The 14,773-nt window shown below is 59.0% G+C and carries 17 protein-coding genes and 2 pseudogenes; 9 read left to right on the top strand and 10 right to left on the bottom strand.

What is annotated here, in order from left to right:
- Positions 1-45 precede the first annotated feature (45 nt).
- The 6 genes from arsH to ACKJSM_RS13815 form a co-directional block, all read right to left on the bottom strand.
- Positions 46-735: an arsenical resistance protein ArsH gene (arsH, locus tag ACKJSM_RS13840; RefSeq protein ID WP_236182715.1), complete on the bottom strand. Its 690-nt coding sequence runs from the start codon at positions 733-735 to the stop codon at positions 46-48.
- Between the two features lie 11 nt (positions 736-746).
- Positions 747-1,217, bottom strand: a complete 471-nt coding sequence (locus ACKJSM_RS13835) for an arsenate reductase ArsC (RefSeq protein ID WP_410237902.1) — start codon at positions 1,215-1,217, stop codon at positions 747-749.
- Positions 1,218-1,226: 9 nt separating this feature from the next.
- Entirely contained in the window at positions 1,227-1,574 is a 348-nt protein-coding gene (locus ACKJSM_RS13830) for a metalloregulator ArsR/SmtB family transcription factor (protein WP_410237901.1), read from the bottom strand.
- Between the two features lie 103 nt (positions 1,575-1,677).
- Complete coding sequence (locus tag ACKJSM_RS13825; RefSeq protein WP_410237899.1) at positions 1,678-2,325, bottom strand: hypothetical protein; 648 nt, start codon at positions 2,323-2,325, stop codon at positions 1,678-1,680.
- A gap of 25 nt (positions 2,326-2,350) precedes the next feature.
- Positions 2,351-2,971 carry a LysE family translocator gene (locus ACKJSM_RS13820; RefSeq protein ID WP_236182712.1) on the bottom strand — a complete coding sequence of 207 codons (621 nt, stop codon included), beginning with the start codon at positions 2,969-2,971 and terminating at the stop codon, positions 2,351-2,353.
- A gap of 42 nt (positions 2,972-3,013) precedes the next feature.
- Positions 3,014-3,481: a metallophosphoesterase family protein gene (locus ACKJSM_RS13815; protein ID WP_339488448.1), complete on the bottom strand. Its 468-nt coding sequence runs from the start codon at positions 3,479-3,481 to the stop codon at positions 3,014-3,016.
- Between the two features lie 391 nt (positions 3,482-3,872).
- Between ACKJSM_RS13815 and ACKJSM_RS13810 the strand changes: the two genes are divergently transcribed.
- Positions 3,873-4,124: a DUF2790 domain-containing protein gene (locus ACKJSM_RS13810; RefSeq protein ID WP_339488451.1), complete on the top strand. Its 252-nt coding sequence runs from the start codon at positions 3,873-3,875 to the stop codon at positions 4,122-4,124.
- A 76-nt stretch (positions 4,125-4,200) separates the two neighbouring features.
- Here the strand turns inward: ACKJSM_RS13810 and ACKJSM_RS13805 are convergent, their stop codons facing one another.
- The gene (locus ACKJSM_RS13805) at positions 4,201-5,127 is read right to left on the bottom strand and encodes a LysR family transcriptional regulator (RefSeq protein WP_236182709.1); all 927 of its coding nucleotides are present in this window, start codon (positions 5,125-5,127) and stop codon (positions 4,201-4,203) included.
- A gap of 221 nt (positions 5,128-5,348) precedes the next feature.
- Between ACKJSM_RS13805 and ACKJSM_RS13800 the strand changes: the two genes are divergently transcribed.
- From ACKJSM_RS13800 to ACKJSM_RS13775, 6 genes are all read left to right on the top strand, one after another.
- The gene (locus ACKJSM_RS13800) at positions 5,349-6,785 is read left to right on the top strand and encodes an NAD-dependent succinate-semialdehyde dehydrogenase (RefSeq protein ID WP_410237896.1); all 1,437 of its coding nucleotides are present in this window, start codon (positions 5,349-5,351) and stop codon (positions 6,783-6,785) included.
- An 11-nt stretch (positions 6,786-6,796) separates the two neighbouring features.
- On the top strand, positions 6,797-7,129 hold the full coding sequence (locus ACKJSM_RS13795; RefSeq protein WP_410237894.1) for a carboxymuconolactone decarboxylase family protein: 333 nt from the start codon (positions 6,797-6,799) through the stop codon (positions 7,127-7,129).
- On the top strand, positions 7,130-8,131 hold the full coding sequence (locus ACKJSM_RS13790; RefSeq protein WP_339488470.1) for an NAD(P)H-quinone oxidoreductase: 1,002 nt from the start codon (positions 7,130-7,132) through the stop codon (positions 8,129-8,131). It abuts the gene before it with no gap.
- A 301-nt stretch (positions 8,132-8,432) separates the two neighbouring features.
- Positions 8,433-8,867: a hypothetical protein gene (locus ACKJSM_RS13785; RefSeq protein WP_410237892.1), complete on the top strand. Its 435-nt coding sequence runs from the start codon at positions 8,433-8,435 to the stop codon at positions 8,865-8,867.
- Entirely contained in the window at positions 8,864-10,321 is a 1,458-nt protein-coding gene (locus ACKJSM_RS13780; RefSeq protein ID WP_339488472.1) for an ATPase domain-containing protein, read from the top strand. Before ACKJSM_RS13785 ends, ACKJSM_RS13780 begins: the two co-directional genes overlap by 4 nt.
- Positions 10,322-10,331: 10 nt before the next feature.
- Complete coding sequence (locus ACKJSM_RS13775) at positions 10,332-11,357, top strand: sensor histidine kinase (protein WP_236182704.1); 1,026 nt, start codon at positions 10,332-10,334, stop codon at positions 11,355-11,357.
- Positions 11,358-11,420: 63 nt separating this feature from the next.
- Here the strand turns inward: ACKJSM_RS13775 and ACKJSM_RS13770 are convergent.
- Positions 11,421-11,630: pseudogene (locus ACKJSM_RS13770) on the bottom strand (integrase core domain-containing protein); the annotation flags it as partial.
- 177 nt (positions 11,631-11,807) lie between these two features.
- On the opposite strand from ACKJSM_RS13770, the pseudogene ACKJSM_RS13765 reads away from it, so the two are divergent.
- Positions 11,808-12,431, top strand: a pseudogene (locus ACKJSM_RS13765) (SDR family oxidoreductase); the annotation flags it as partial.
- 67 nt (positions 12,432-12,498) lie between these two features.
- On the opposite strand, the gene ACKJSM_RS13760 reads toward ACKJSM_RS13765, so the two are convergent.
- Both ACKJSM_RS13760 and ACKJSM_RS13755 read right to left on the bottom strand, forming a co-directional pair.
- Positions 12,499-13,416 carry a GNAT family N-acetyltransferase gene (locus tag ACKJSM_RS13760; RefSeq protein WP_410237890.1) on the bottom strand — a complete coding sequence of 306 codons (918 nt, stop codon included), beginning with the start codon at positions 13,414-13,416 and terminating at the stop codon, positions 12,499-12,501.
- A 57-nt stretch (positions 13,417-13,473) separates the two neighbouring features.
- Positions 13,474-14,166 carry a phytanoyl-CoA dioxygenase family protein gene (locus tag ACKJSM_RS13755; protein WP_410237888.1) on the bottom strand — a complete coding sequence of 231 codons (693 nt, stop codon included), beginning with the start codon at positions 14,164-14,166 and terminating at the stop codon, positions 13,474-13,476.
- 144 nt (positions 14,167-14,310) lie between these two features.
- Between ACKJSM_RS13755 and ACKJSM_RS13750 the strand changes: the two genes are divergently transcribed.
- Positions 14,311-14,757 carry an anti-virulence regulator CigR family protein gene (locus ACKJSM_RS13750; protein ID WP_339488479.1) on the top strand — a complete coding sequence of 149 codons (447 nt, stop codon included), beginning with the start codon at positions 14,311-14,313 and terminating at the stop codon, positions 14,755-14,757.
- Positions 14,758-14,773 lie beyond the last annotated feature (16 nt).

Here is a 14,773-nt window from a genome sequence, read left to right as displayed (position 1 = left end):
AAACGGTGCGAACGTTCGCACCGTTTTTTTTGTAGGGTTTGGTCATCAAATCGACCGCTGATTGACCCGCTGCATCAGTTCCTCCGCCGATTCCTTGCGCTCGGAATAACGATCCACCAGGTCCGGGCGATCACGCAGCAATAGCGTGAACTTCACCAACTCCTCCATCACATCCACCACCCGGTCGTACAGCGCCGAGGGTTTCATGCGGTTGCCTTCGTCGAATTCCAGCCAGGCCTTGGGCACCGACGACTGATTGGGGATGGTGAACATGCGCATCCAGCGGCCCAGCACGCGCAGTTGATTGACCACGTTGAACGACTGCGAACCGCCGCAGACCTGCATCACCGCCAGCGTTTTACCCTGGGTCGGACGCACCGCGCCGAGGGCCAGCGGCACCCAGTCGATCTGGGCCTTGAACACCGCCGACATCGCGCCGTGACGTTCCGGCGAGCACCAGACCTGGCCTTCCGACCATTGCATCAGCTCGAGCAGTTCCTGGACTTTCGGGTGATCGCCCGGCGCATCGTCCGGCAGCGGCAGGCCCGAAGGATTGAAGATTCGCGTTTCGGCACCGAAGTGCTCTAGCAACCGTGCGGCTTCTTCCACCAGCAAGCGGCTGAAGGAGCGCGGGCGGGTCGAGCCGTACAGCAACAGGATGCGCGGCTTGTGCGCGCCTTCGTCACGGGTGGTTGTTTGAACCAGTGAAGGATCGAGGTTGGGCAGGTCGGTCATGTCGGCTCCGGTTACAGCGTGCTGATGCGGTCGAGCTCGCGCTTGAGGGCATCACGGTCAAGTTGGGCGAAGGGCAGGGCAAGGAAGGCCCGGCAGCGGGTTTCGATTTGGGCGAGGGTGGCGCTGAAGGCGGCATCAATGGTGCGTTCATCGCCGACCACATCCGACGGATCTTCCAGCCCCCAATGGGCTTTCAGGGCCGGGCCGAAGTACACCGGGCAGGCTTCACCGGCGGCCTTGTCGCACACGGTGATGACGATGTCCGGCGGGTTGTCCTCGAAGGCCTCGTTGCCCTTGCTGCTCAACCCGGCGATGGAAATGCCGGCTGCCTGCAACGTGGTCAGGCTGCGCGGCAGCACCTGGCCCTTGGGGAAACTGCCGGCACTGACTGCTTCGAAACCGGGTGGCGCCAGGTGATTGAACATCGCCTCCGACAGAATGCTGCGGCAGCTGTTGGCGGTGCACATGAAAAGAACGCGCATGGTGAATCCTCAGCAACAGGTAGATGTATTGAGCGGGCGATCGCCCATGACCGCCAGCCGCGCGCTGTTCTCTTCCAGCCAGGCGGTGTTGGCGGCGAGCGTGGTTTCAAGCAGCGTGCGGATCCATGCCGGCAGGTCAGGGTTGAGCCGGTAATAAACCCATTGGCCCTGACGGCGATCCAGCAAAAGACCGCAGGTGCGCAATTGCGCGAGATGGCGGGAGATTTTCGGCTGACTGTCGTCCAGCGCACAGACCAGCTCGCAGACACACAACTCACCCTCACGGGTGATCAGCAGCGTGGCCCGGGCGCGGGTTTCGTCGGCGAGGCATTTGAAAACGGAAGCGGGGGTGAGCATGACGAGGTCTTCAGTACATATGGTTGTCCGAATATACGGATATCCATATGTAACGGGCAAGCCTTCTGTTTGATGTCTTTTGCGCGAGTGGTGTCAGAGAGGATCAAGCAAGGTAATGGGCCTGCTTGTCATGCAGTGGGCGAGCAGTGGCGAGCGTCCGTTTGACTGCTGCCAGTTCCGAATCGGCCAGACGCGTGCCGCCCAGTTTGCAGAAAACACCGCCCGGATCGATGTGCAACGAAAACAGGCCGATGATCTCGTTCCCGATGACTTTGACGATCAACTCCATGAACGCTTCATGCGGTGTGAGGGCGTTCAGATAGGTGAACTCCTCAACGGTAGCGCTGCCAGCCCAATTAATTTCATCCCAGGCCAGACGATCCAGGTGTACGAAGCTTTGCTGCCCCTGCAAATCCTCCGCAAGCGCTCGCAATACACTCACAAACTGCTCGCTGTTCAGGATTTCGAGTTCGTATCGATCACTACCTGAGGGAGCAATGCCGACGACTCTGGCAGTCAGGAGATAGCTCTGAGTAATCTCAGATGGCTGCTCATCCCAGCCATTCAGATCGGAAATGGGCGGGCACCAAATGACCTGGAGGGTTTCACCAACGGTGATTGGCTCGTGGTTGTGAAATTGGGCCAGTGCGCGCTGACCGACACTTGGCACGAGATCTTTCAGGTCAAGAATCGGGGCGCTGTAATCGATACCGGAGTCTTTTGACCAGAACATCGGGAAACAGATCTTCATGGATTGATAGTGATCCTTCAGGCCTTTAGCGCTTGCTGAACGCCAACCGCGCAGCAAACAACACGAAAATCATCCCGGTGGTGCGATCCATCCAGCGAATCACCTTCTGGCGCCGAAGGAACCCGGACAACGGCTGCGTCGCGCCAATCAACACCAGCGACCAGATAAGCCCGAGCACCACATGAATGCTCACCAGCCCGAACGTCCACGGCACCAGCGGCTGACCTTGCGGAATGAACTGCGGCAGAAACGACACGTAGAAAATCCCGATCTTCGGATTCAGCACATTCCCCAGCATGCCCTTGAAAAACCAGTTCGCCCCCGGCTTGCCGTCGGCCTCGGCCGGTGCCAGCGAGCGGCGAGGGCGCAGCAGCATATTCAACCCCAGCCACGCCAGATATCCCGCGCCGCAATACTTCAACAGGTTGTAGGCCAGCTCCGACAGCGCAATCAACGCCCCCAACCCAAACGCCACCGCCGCGCCCCACAACAGACAACCGGCATTGATCCCCAACGCTGCACGCAAGGCCTGTTGCTTGCCTTCGACGGTGGCGGTGCGCAGGACCAGCGCGGTGTCGAGACCGGGCGTCAGGGTCAACAGCGTGGCGGCGAGGGTGAAGGCGAGGAGGTTGTCGGCGATGGACATGGCGCGTGGGTTCCCGGTACTGGATGGGGAACGGTAGCGGTTTCAGACGGGGGGATCCAGCAGGGAGATGAGGCGCGGCTCGATGCGGTCGGGTTGTATCTCGAGGATCGCCAGCGTGACCGGCAACTTGAATCGCCGAGGGCCGGCGCTGCCGGGGTTCACGTAGAGACGCTCACCGCGCCATTCGATGCGGGGTTTGTGGGAGTGGCCGGTGATGATGAGCTTGATGCCAGGATCGAGATCAGCGGGGATGTCGGCGATGTCGTGGACGAGGAGGGTTGGCCAGCCGTTGAGGGTGAAGGTCAGGAGGTCGGGGAGGTTGTCGGCCCACGGACTGTTGAGGTCGTTGTTGCCGCGCACGGCATGGACGGGGGCGATTTTCGCCAGTTGGGCCAGGATGTCCGGGTTGCCGATGTCGCCGGCGTGGATGATCTGGTCACAGCCCTGGAGCGCGGCGATGGCTTGGGGGCGGAGGAGGTTGTGGGTGTCGGAGATCAGGGCGGTTTTCATGGGGGGCTCTCCGTTGGTGGTTCGGGTGGGAGTGGCTGGTTTCGGCCGATTCTGTTGAAAAAGTCGGCCATGGTTTCCACGGTAGAAAAGTCCGCACTTGAGATTGAAATCTTTGCATTGAGCAGAGTACTCCGGGCTCAGATTTCGCGTAGCTGCGCGCAAAAAAGGCGTTTTCAGCGATCAGTATGCGGGCAGTCTGGAAGAACCGACTTTTTCAACAGAATCGGCCAAAAGCGGACGGTCACAGACGAATTGCCTTTACGTCAGGCATCCCCACATTGTGTTCGGAATTTAGAAAAGTCTTTCCCTGATTCGCTCCTGTTTGCAGAAAACCCTCGAACCTAAAGTAGGTCCTGCCAGCAACATCAGACTTACTTTAGGAAATCTCATTATGAAAACGACAATGATCATCGTCGCACTTCTGGGCTTCAGCTCTGTGGTAGCAGCGCAGGAAGGAACTGCAAGGATTCAGCCTGCCGAGCAATATAGCTACAGCACACACCTCGATGTCGCCAAGGTCATCTCCGAAGACCCGGTGCCGGATGTTTGCGCAGTGGTGCCGACGCACATGACCTACCAGGATTCGCAAGGCAAACAGCACGTACTGGCCTATAACGTCATGGGCCGTTGCAGCCAGGGATAACTCAGCTGTTCGACAATCATTGCGCCTCGAAGCGTTGTTTCATCGAGGCGCAAATACCTTTTTGCTCCGTGGCATTTCAATCGATCAGTTCTTTGGCCGTGGCGGCCAGTTGACTGCCAACCCGATCTTTCAACGTGTCGATAAAGCGGGTGATTTTTGCATCGACAAACTGCCGAGAGGTATAGACGGCATACACGTTGCGCTCATAGGTATGGTACTCAGGCAAAACCCGCACTAGCTTGCCGGAACGCAAATCGTCGACGGCTGTGAACCCGGCCAGCAAGCCAATCCCTGCTCCCTCTCGAATGGCATGTGCCATCGCATCCATATCGTTAACGCTGAAACTTGGCCCTGTCGGGACAAATGTCGCGTCCTCCGCCTTGCTCTTTAGCTGCCACTCATCCCGCACATAGTCGACGGTGCCCAACAGCAGACACTGATGATCACGCAGGTCTTCGGGCGTCTCCGGGGCCGCATGCCGCGCCAGATAGTCTGGCGACGCCACCAGCACACAATGGCTGACACCGATCTTTTGGCTGACATAGGCCGAATCGGGGAGCGCGCGGGCGATCAGGATCGAGACATCCAGTTGATCTTCCAACAGGTTAGGCATGCGTTGTGACAGCAATAAATCCACCGTCACTTCCGGGAACTGCTTGCGGTACTCCAGCACAGCCCCGGTGACCAGATGCCGGGCCAACCCAGGAACGCAATGCACCCGCAGTGTTCCTCGAGGTTCCAGGGCGGCATTGCTGGCTTCGGCTTCGGCACTCTCCAGATCAGCGAGAATTTTCGTGCAGCGCTCATAGAACCTTCGCCCGGCATCGGTGACCGACAGGCGTCGGGTCGAGCGTTGCAACAGGCGCGCGTCGAGTACGTTTTCCAGCGCAGAGACAGCACGCGATACGTTACCGACCGTTGAGTCCAGATGATTGGCCACGGCCGTGAAACTACCCATCTCGACAACCTTTATGTACACCGACATGTTCGACAGCTTATCCATCGCGACCTTCCTGTAGATCTGACGCTCACCCGTGATAACGCGCATTTTTTCCGGATGCTACACGTTCGGCCCGCGGCTCGATATTACCTCTGGCGACAACAATGATTCCCTCTGGCCCGTCTAAATCAATGGGCCCTCCTTCCATAGACTTGGTTGCACAGGACGCCTGAACAGGCACCGGGTTTTATCCGAATCTCCGACAACCAACTGAAGGGCACATTATGAAAACCTCCTACGACCCGCTTTATCTTTTCATCGGTGGCGAATGGATCAGTGCTGAAGGGCGCGATACTGCCGCCGTCGTTAACCCTGCTACCGGCCGGGAAATCGGACGCGTCCCACTCGCCACCGCAGGCGACCTTGATCACGCCTTGGAAGTAACTCGCCTGAGCTTCGAGCAATGGCGCCAGACCGTGCCTGACAAGCGCGCCAAGGTCCTCAAGCGTGCCGCCGACCTGATCCTCGACCGTGCACCGCAGATTGCCGCGCAGATGACCCTGGAGGAAGGCAAACCGCTGGGTGAAAGCCTGGATGAAGTGACCCGCGCGGCGGAGTATTTCGAATGGTTTGCCGAAAGCGCCCGGCGTATCGATGGCCGTGTGGTCCCGGCCAACCGTCCAGGCGTATTGCAACTGGTCAAACGCCAGGCCATCGGCCCAGTGGCCGCATTCACACCGTGGAATTTCCCGGCCATCACCCCGGCACGCAAGCTCTCGGCAGCGCTGGCCGCGGGTTGCAGCGTCATTCTCAAACCCGGTGAAGAAAGCCCTTCCACAGCGCTGGCCCTGGCGCGTGCACTCGACGATGCTGGATTACCCAAAGGTGTACTGCAAGTGGTCTTCGGCGTACCGGATCAAGTGTCCAGCCATCTGATCGCCTCGCCGATCATTCGCAAAGTCACCTTCACCGGGTCAGTGCCGATCGGGCGCCTGCTGTCTGCACGAGCTGCCGAAGGTGTGAAGCCCATCACCCTTGAACTGGGTGGGCACGGACCGGTGCTGGTCTTCGAAGATGCCGACATTGAAAAAGCTGCTATCGAAGGCGTCGCCAACCGCTTTCGCGGTACCGGGCAGGTGTGCATTTCATCCACTCGGTTTCTGATCCAGCGTGGTGCCTATCAAGCTTTTGTCGATCACTTTGTCGGTGCCACCCAAGCGCTGAAAATAGGTGACGGCCTGCATCCGGACACTCAGGTCGGCCCCCTGGCCAACCCAAGGCAATTGGCAAAGATGGAAGAACTGGTCGCCGATGCTGTCGAAAAAGGTGCACGGGTATTGGTCGGTGGCGAAGCCTTGTCAGGCGAAGGCTACTTCTTCCAACCCACGGTTCTGGCAGATGTGCCGATGAATGCCCGCGTCATGCACGAAGAACCCTTTGGCCCCATCGCCGTACTGATGCCGTTCGATGAACTGGCCGATGGCCTGCAAGAAGCCAACCGCCTGCCCTACGGACTCTCGGCTTACGCCTTCACCTCCAGCGCGCGCACGGCCATTGATGTCGCCGACGGATTGGAGGCCGGGATGATCGGCATCAACCAATACCGCATCGTCGCAACCGAGCTCCCGTTCGGCGGCATGAAAGAAAGCGGTCACGGCTCCGAAGGCGGCATTGAAGGCATCGAACACTATCTCACCCACAAATTCATCAGCCAGGTTTAAGGAACTCGTCCATGCCCAAGCTCAACTTCAGCAGTCCCCGGGAAGCTGCGCGCGCGTTCACGCCGAAGTTGTCGCAATTCGTCGACTCGACGCTTTATCCGCAGATCTGGAGTGACCCCGCGCTGTCCCCGCGCGACCGTAGCCTGATCACCGTGGCGGCATTGATTGCCGCTGGGCACTCGGAAGAGTTGCCTGCCCACTTGCGCCGGGCGGCTGGCAACGGTGTGACCCAAGACGAACTGGCGGCAGCGATCACGCACCTGGCTTTCTATGTGGGCTTCCCTGGCGCCATCACCGCATCGGCTGTCGCCAATGCCACGTTCAGCGAAACGGAGAACAACTGAATGAAAGCCATCAACATCAGAGAATTTGGTGCGCCAGACGTTCTGGAACTCGTCGAGTTCGCCAATCCTGAAGTGCGTCCTGACGACCTGCTGGTGCGTGTCTATGCCGCCGGGGTGAACCGTGCGGATCTGACTCACCGGACCGGCGGGTACGGCCATCCGAATTTCGGTGACTCGCTGATCATCGGCCTGGAAATCGCCGGCGAAGTGATCGGCAAAGGTAACGCGGTGACAGGGTTCGAGGTCGGAGATCGAGTCATGGGCGTGGTCGGCGGCGGTGCCTACGCCGAGCTGGCACGCATCGATTACCGCATGGCCATGCACATCCCCGCGCAGCTTGACTATGTACACGCGGCAGCCATTCCCGAGGTCTTCGTCACGGCCCATGAAGCAATGATGCATCTGGCTCGGCTCAAGGCTGGCGATTCGGTTTTGATTCACGCGGCCGCCGGCGGCGTCGGATCTGCTGCGGTGCAGCTGGCTTACGCCACCGGCGCCACGGTGTATGCGACAACCGAAGGCAGCAAGTTGGCGCGTGTAGAGCATTTGGGCGCTGACGTGGCGATCGATTACAAGACGCAGGACTTCGCTGAAGTGATCGCCGACAAAACCCAGGGGCGCGGCGTCGATGTCATCATCGACTTTATCGGCGAGCCCTACTTTGCCCGCAATATTGCGTCCCTTGCACGGGGCGGTCGCTTGGTTCAGGTGGGGATTCTCGCCGGTGGCGGGAACGTCACGGTGGCGCTGGAAGACATTCTTTACCGCCACTTGCAAATCATCGGTACGGTCATGAAGTCGCGCACGCAGCCGGAGAAGCACGACATGATCAAGCGTTTCCGCGAGCACTGGCTTGATCGATTCGAGGGTGCCGCAAGCCTTGAGCCGGTCGTCGATAGCACGTTTGCGCTATCGCGGGCTGCCGATGCGCATCGCCGGATGGAGTCTTCGGAGAACGTGGGCAAAATCATTTTGACGATGCGACCTGAAGACTTGCTTTAAGTATGGCCACATGAGGGATAGAGCTGAAAAATGGTGCCCTAAGTGGGCACCTTCAACGGGGGTGGGGAACACCTCTGAGCAGTGCGCTCTCAATAGGCTGATCACGACAACTCGACTAATCGTGACAGGTCATTGGCCGAAAATGGTCGTTCACAGGAGGCAGCTTTTGACCCCCGGCGGCCGCTTAAACTTAAACCTCATCGCGTAATGGACGGCAATTGGTATGCCGTGTCTGGATAAGCGCTCCGAAGGCAAAAATAGGGTGTACCATCAAAGCCTGTCCATCGGAAACCATTTAGCCATGTCCGCGCTAAGCGAAGAGAGCCGCCAGATTGTAGCTTCTCTGGCGCACCGGATTGGCGCCAACGCTGACATCGCAGCGATCGCGCAAGCGATTGTTTCAACCTTGCAGGGTATGGACGCCGCCCTCACGCCCATCATTGGTCACCAAGGCGGGGCTGCGCTCTATCGGCGCAGTCTCCTCCTGTGCACCTCCCGGAATCCGCGCCTGGCCGGTATCTATGATCAGGCACAGGTTGCGTTCGATCTGACTGCTCTCAAGCAGGCGCTACTTGAACAAAGCGAAGACGATGCGTTGTTCTTCGGTGAAGTGATGTTGACCACCTTCTATGAATTACTCACCACTCTGATCGGGCCCTCGCTCACCGCGAGGCTGCTTCGCGACGTGTGGGAGCCTCCTTTGAGCGACACCCCCTCGCAGGAAAAATCGCCATGAGCACCAAAGTGACTATCAACCGCCTGGCCACCGGCGTGCCAGGATTGGACGAGGTGCTGGGCGGTGGTTTGCCGGAGTTTTCGTTCAACCTCATTGCAGGCCCGCCCGGTTGCGGTAAGACCACCCTGGCCCATCAAATGATGTTTGCCCTGGCAACACCTGAGCGCCCCGCATTGTTCTTCACAGTACTGGGCGAGCCACCGCTCAAAATGCTGCGCTACCAGCAGCAATTCGACTTTTTCGACACTGAAGCGTTTAACCGCTCGATCCGCTACATCAACCTGGCTGACGACACGCTGGCCGGAGATCTGGACGAAGTGTTGCGCCGGATAGTCGATGAAGTAGAGGATCATTCACCGGCGCTGGTGTTTGTCGACTCGTTCCGTTCGGTGGTGCTGGCCAGCCAGACCCAAAACAACCCCAACAACAACCTGCCACAGTTCATTCAGCAACTGGGCATGCTGATGACCACCTGGCACGCGACGACTTTCCTGATTGGCGAGTACTTCACCGAAACTGAGACCAACCCGATTTTCACCGTGGCCGATGGCCTGATCTGGCTGCGTCAGAGTGTTCAGCGCAACTCTATGGTGCGCAAGATGGAAATCATGAAGATGCGTGGCCAGCCTACCTTGCCGGGGTTGCACACCTTCCGTATCGCCTCCTCGGGCATCAAGGTCTTCGCGCCGGCCGCATTCAACTCTGTTGAAGCGCCACTGGAGTTTCCGCTCCAGCGTCTGAAAATGGGCGTGCCGCAGCTCGACGAAATGCTGGGGGGCGGTCTGCCTCGAGGTTACTCATTGCTGGTGGCCGGGCCGTCGGGATCGGGCAAAAGCATTCTGGCAGCCACCTTCCTTGCCGAAGGCGCGCGCAATAGCGAAACCGGCGTGATCGCGGTGTTCGAACAACGGCCCAATCATTCGCAGAACGCGACCCTGGCAACGCTAATTCAGAGCGGCCAGGTCGGGCTGGTCGACAGCCGTGCCCCTGATTTGTCCATCGATGAAATCGTACACTTGTTGTTGGGCGAAATTACCCGATTGAACGCGACCCGCGTGGTCATCGACTCATTGTCGGGGTTCGAACTGGCACTGGCCCCAACCTTCCGCGAAGATTTCCGTGAATCCCTGTCGCGAATGGTCACGGCATTGACGAGCGTCGGCGTCAGCGTGCTTATGACCTCGGAGTTGGAAGATCGCTATACCGACCTGCGTTTCAGTCCTTACGGCACGGCATTTCTCACCGACGCCATCATCGTCCAGCGCTATATTGAAGTGGAGAGCCGTTTATTGCGCATCATGGCTGTCGTCAAAGTGCGTGCGAGTGCTCACTCCGATGAACTGCGTTTGTACCAGATTGACGATAACGGATTACAGATTGGCGAAATGCTGTCGGATCAGGAAGGCCTGCTCGGCGGACGACCTACCAGGCGTGTGGGCAAAGACGACGGGTGAACAAACCATCATGAATGAGGCCAATGGCAAGACCAAGCAGGCGCTAGTCACCGCCGCTAGAGAACTATTCCTGCTTGGCCAGAAAACTGTCGAGGCCCGCGCGGTGCTTGCGGCGCTTCATAGGGAACTAAACGACGCCAACACACAGATCGCCGATAACCTGCAGCTCGAACAACTGATCGAGGCCAATCAGCAATTGGTCCTGGCGATCCTTCTGGCCCAGTCCGATGCAGAAAAGCCAGAGCGCAAACAGCAAGAGCAGCGGCTGTACCTGGAAATGCGCGAAGCCAACGAGCAATTGGTGATCGCAGCGCTCAGCGCACAACACCTGCAGGCGGCTGCCGAACTCGCGCTGGAACAGCAACGCAAAGTCCTGACAATTGTAGCCCACGAGCTGCGCAACCCATTGACGCCCATCAGCATGATAGCCGGTCGTCTGGTACGCGTGCCCAGTGAGGAACTGCCGCGCATGCAGGAGCTGATCGAAGGTCAGGTGAAGCATATGTCCCGTTTGGTGGAGGATTTGCTCGACATCGCCCGTGCCAGCACTGGCAAGTTTCACCTCGATTGCAGCAATGTCGATATGACTCAGATCATCCATGACGCTATAGACATCTGCACACCCGTCATGATCGCTCACCAGTTGCAATTTAGCGCGGTACTGCCTGAACGCGCATTGATGGTGAAGGGTGACCCTATGCGCTTGACTCAAATTCTTGGCAACTTGCTGGGCAATGCTGCCAAGTACACCCCTGCGGGCGGTACCGTCAGCCTTTCGGTGACCGCCGAGGACGGAGTGATGAAGATAAACATCCGCGATACCGGCATTGGGATTACCGCCAAAGCGTTGCCGTTCATCTTTGAGCCTTTTGTGCAAGACGTCCATGCGGTGGGTTTTAACGGGGCGGGCCTGGGCATTGGTCTGACAGTGGTGCGAGAGCTGGTGGAAGCTCACGGTGGCACAGTTACCGGCCGCAGTGCTGGAGATGGCAACGGGAGCGAGTTTGTGGTGACTTTAACGTTGCTCAACTATTAACTTCTTAACACCATCTGGGGGGGCAGTGGACTTGCCCCTACAAAACCGGACACCAACTCCCTATTAAATTGATGCTGCCGCCAAGCGCCTGAACTCTCTCGGTGAGCGATAGTTCAAGGCGCTGTGCGGATGCTGCTCGTTGTAGTGTTCGAAGGCAATCGCCAGGTTACGCAGTGCCGTTTCGCGATCCGGCTTAGGCATGTGCGCCACGTAATCACGTTTGATCGTCTTCACAAAACTCTCGGCCATGCCGTTGCTCTGCGGGCTGCACACGGTGAAGCCATGAGTCTAGAACGAAGCGGGCTACCAACCCCGATCACTGTTTTTCAGTGACCCGGAAACGATAAAAACCGCGTCCCAGACGCACAAATGACCTGGACTGGCTCCATCCCCAAGCCGCCGGTCAGGCTCTCACGCAGGATGCCGAACCCGGCTGGCATCTCTGGAGGGCGGGCACTCGAGCGTCTGGACAGACTGGTCAGCGAGATTCAGGCCGAAGGTGGTTCTGCCAGTGCCTGCGCACTGGACGTTACGGATCTGCAATCGATGCACGCCTTCGTGGCATTCGCCAAGACGCAGCATGGCAAGGTCGATGTGATCATCAACAATGCGGGCGTGATGCCGTTGTCGCCGCTGGCCTCGTTGAAGGTCAACGAATGGAACCAGATGCTCGATGTCAACGTTCGCGGTGTACTGCACGGAATTGCCGCCGTCCTGCCGGACATGCAGGCGCAGGGTTTCGGTCAGGTCATCAATGTCTCGTCGATAGGTGGCCTCGCGGTTTCTCCCACCGCCGCGGTGTACTGCGCGACCAAATTCGCCGTCCGGGCTATCTCGGACGGTCTGCGCCAGGAAACGGACAAGATCCGGGTCACCGTGGTGTGCCCCGGAGTTGTTGAGTCCGAGTTGGCGGATACGATTTCCGATGAGGTGGCCCGCGAGGAAATGAAAGCCTTCCGCCGTGTGGCGCTCAATGCAGACGCCATTGCGCGAGCGCTCGCCTATGCCATCGAGCAGCCTGACGATGTGGATGTGAGTGAGATTGTGGTGCGTCCGACCGCCAGCCCGCACTGAGGAGTCCCTGGAGCAATCTCCTGTGGTTTGTGGCCCGTCCTGCCTGACCACAAAGTGGGCGTAGACCTCACAGCTCAATCGCCCAGGTCTGACTGACCAAATCCTTGCCGAAGCTGTGAATCGGCTCTTCCTCGACCAGCTCGAACCCCGCCCGCTGGTACAACCGGCGGGCATCCACCAGATTGCTGGTGGTCCACAGGATCATCTTTTTGTAGCCGACATCCCGGGCAAAACGCAGGCATTCCTCGACCAATCGATTGCCGATTCCCAAGCCCCGCGCACTGGCATCCACGTAGAGCATGCGCAGTTTCGCGGTGGTTTCGTCGTGGCGGATGACGAACACAGAACCCACCACCTTGCCGTCCTTTTCCGCGATCCAGCAGCGCTCGCCCGTGGGGTCGAATTCGCGCAGGTATTTGGCTACAACCTCGGCCGCCAGCGCTTCGAACTCTGAATTCCAGCCGTACTCACGGCTGTAAATCGCGGTCTGTTGATGCACCACCAGGCCCATGTCACCGGGTTGCGGATCGCGCAGCAGATAGGTCGTCGGCTGACTGCCCTCGAGCAGCGTCTGGATCTGCTTCATCGAGGCGATCAGTTGCAGTTGCTGCGGTTCGGCCAGGCGTTCGAGCAGGGTGATGACTTCTTGCCGCGAGGCTTGTTCCAGCGGGGCGAGGATTTCGCGGCCGAGGTCGGTGATGTGCAACTGACTGGCGCGGGCGTCGGTGGCGCAGGGGACTTTCTCGATCAGGCCCTTTTTGTCGAAACCGCTGATGAGCCGGCTCATGTAGCCCGCGTCGAGGCCGAGCATCTGGCGCAGGTCGGTGCTGGTCAGGTCACCGCCCGAGGCGAGTTCGTAGAGGATGCGCAACTCGGTCAGCGAGTAGTCGCTTTGCAGTAAGTGTTCCTGCAACACGCCGATCTGATGGGTGTAGAAACGGTTGAATTGCCGGACGATGTCGGCGCGGTCGGTGATCGTGGACATGGCGTGATGCTCATATACTTGCTTTAGGCAACTATATAGTTGCCTGAGGCAATCAAGTCAAATGAATGATTTCACGATCCCGAATGCAAAATCGGCCGGATCGAACCGCTCAGTCGTGTCCATTCGTATGTTTCTGAGGCTCACCGTTTCCAGATGCGTCGCGTAGAGCAACTCAGAAAAATAGGTAATCAGCAGGGTTCGGCGGCGTGCGCTGCTGGCGTTCAGGCTACCGGCGTGGATCAGATCGGCATCGAAGACCAGGATGTCGCCCGCGTTGCCTGTCAGTTGCACAGATCGGGATTCGTCAGTGAAATCGAATGGGGGCTCGCCCGGTGCAGGGCGATGGCTGCCGGGGACGATGCGGGTTGCACCGTTTTCCGGGCCGTAATCATCGAGGTACACCAGCGCGTTGACGGTGTCGCCGGGGCGTTGCGCCGACAGGTCGCGGTGCAACTGCTGGTGGCCGCCACCGGCAAGCGGTTCGCGGCCCTCGACCTGAGAGAGGAAGAAGCGTTCGCCGATCAACTCGCCCACCGCCGCCAGCAAGGGTGGCAGTCGGCACACGGCTTGAACGGTCGGGTCAGTGTCCAGTTGCGAATGACGCCAGTCGATGCCGCGGGGCACGGGCCATTCGCCGGAGGGTTTCACGCCTGCGTCGAAGACAGCGCGCAGAGTGTTCAGCCATGCCGGCGCAATTGCCTGGCGCAGCAGCACGTAGCCGTTTTGGTGGGGATGTTCACGGTCCGTCATGATCGGTCGATTTCCGTGTCGCCATTATCGAAGGAAGATTACTGGCCTCGGCACAAACATAAACCGCGATTAGAGCGCCGTCTCTCATCGGTGAACAAAAACTGACTAGAATCCACACACACCCATTCATTCAAGGAACGACCCATGTCCGGTTTACGCACGTTGATTGCGACCACGACCTGTATTGCGCTGCTGAGCAGTCCGGTGACCGCGCTGGCCGACCCTGGCAACGGAAAGGGGCAGGGCAAAGGCAATCCGCATAACAGCCAGGATCATGGCAATCAGGGGAAAAAAGGCGGGGGCGGTTATCAGGGGCATGGCCCGAGTATCGATCGCGGCGGGGTGATCGGGATCGTGGAAGACTATCGTGGCTACTGGACCCCGGGCCCGGCGTTGCCGCCCGGCATCCAGAAGAACCTGGCCCGAGGCAAACCGCTGCCGCCCGGGATTGCGAAGAAGCTCGATGGTCGACTGGTGGGCAGACTGCCGCACTACGACGGCTATGAATGGCAGCAGGTCGGTACCGATCTGATTCTGGTCGCGCTGGCCACCGGGCTGATTTATGAAGTGCTGAATGGCGCCTTCGATTGAGTCATCCGCGCACCGG

Origin of the sequence: Pseudomonas sp. PHC1 (assembly GCF_046487845.1) — a bacterium.
GTDB lineage: Bacteria > Pseudomonadota > Gammaproteobacteria > Pseudomonadales > Pseudomonadaceae > Aquipseudomonas > Aquipseudomonas sputi.
Note: the sequence above shows the minus strand (reverse complement) of the source record. Positions and strands in the feature narration are given on the sequence as shown.

What these genes read in the sequence shown, in the direction of transcription:
- ACKJSM_RS13805 (WP_236182709.1), bottom strand. Translation starts at nt 5,127, where the DNA reads ATGGATAAGCTGTCGAACATGTCGGTGTACATAAAGGTTGTCGAGATG.
- ACKJSM_RS13775 (WP_236182704.1), top strand. Translation starts at nt 10,332, where the DNA reads ATGAATGAGGCCAATGGCAAGACCAAGCAGGCGCTAGTCACCGCCGCT.
- ACKJSM_RS13830 (WP_410237901.1), bottom strand. Translation starts at nt 1,574, where the DNA reads ATGCTCACCCCCGCTTCCGTTTTCAAATGCCTCGCCGACGAAACCCGC.
- ACKJSM_RS13755 (WP_410237888.1), bottom strand. Translation starts at nt 14,166, where the DNA reads ATGACGGACCGTGAACATCCCCACCAAAACGGCTACGTGCTGCTGCGC.
- ACKJSM_RS13835 (WP_410237902.1), bottom strand. Translation starts at nt 1,217, where the DNA reads ATGCGCGTTCTTTTCATGTGCACCGCCAACAGCTGCCGCAGCATTCTG.
- ACKJSM_RS13815 (WP_339488448.1), bottom strand. Translation starts at nt 3,481, where the DNA reads ATGAAAACCGCCCTGATCTCCGACACCCACAACCTCCTCCGCCCCCAA.
- arsH (WP_236182715.1), bottom strand. Translation starts at nt 735, where the DNA reads ATGACCGACCTGCCCAACCTCGATCCTTCACTGGTTCAAACAACCACC.
- ACKJSM_RS13760 (WP_410237890.1), bottom strand. Translation starts at nt 13,416, where the DNA reads ATGTCCACGATCACCGACCGCGCCGACATCGTCCGGCAATTCAACCGT.
- ACKJSM_RS13750 (WP_339488479.1), top strand. Translation starts at nt 14,311, where the DNA reads ATGTCCGGTTTACGCACGTTGATTGCGACCACGACCTGTATTGCGCTG.
- ACKJSM_RS13790 (WP_339488470.1), top strand. Translation starts at nt 7,130, where the DNA reads ATGAAAGCCATCAACATCAGAGAATTTGGTGCGCCAGACGTTCTGGAA.
- ACKJSM_RS13785 (WP_410237892.1), top strand. Translation starts at nt 8,433, where the DNA reads ATGTCCGCGCTAAGCGAAGAGAGCCGCCAGATTGTAGCTTCTCTGGCG.
- ACKJSM_RS13825 (WP_410237899.1), bottom strand. Translation starts at nt 2,325, where the DNA reads ATGAAGATCTGTTTCCCGATGTTCTGGTCAAAAGACTCCGGTATCGAT.
- ACKJSM_RS13780 (WP_339488472.1), top strand. Translation starts at nt 8,864, where the DNA reads ATGAGCACCAAAGTGACTATCAACCGCCTGGCCACCGGCGTGCCAGGA.
- ACKJSM_RS13810 (WP_339488451.1), top strand. Translation starts at nt 3,873, where the DNA reads ATGAAAACGACAATGATCATCGTCGCACTTCTGGGCTTCAGCTCTGTG.
- ACKJSM_RS13820 (WP_236182712.1), bottom strand. Translation starts at nt 2,971, where the DNA reads ATGTCCATCGCCGACAACCTCCTCGCCTTCACCCTCGCCGCCACGCTG.
- ACKJSM_RS13795 (WP_410237894.1), top strand. Translation starts at nt 6,797, where the DNA reads ATGCCCAAGCTCAACTTCAGCAGTCCCCGGGAAGCTGCGCGCGCGTTC.
- ACKJSM_RS13800 (WP_410237896.1), top strand. Translation starts at nt 5,349, where the DNA reads ATGAAAACCTCCTACGACCCGCTTTATCTTTTCATCGGTGGCGAATGG.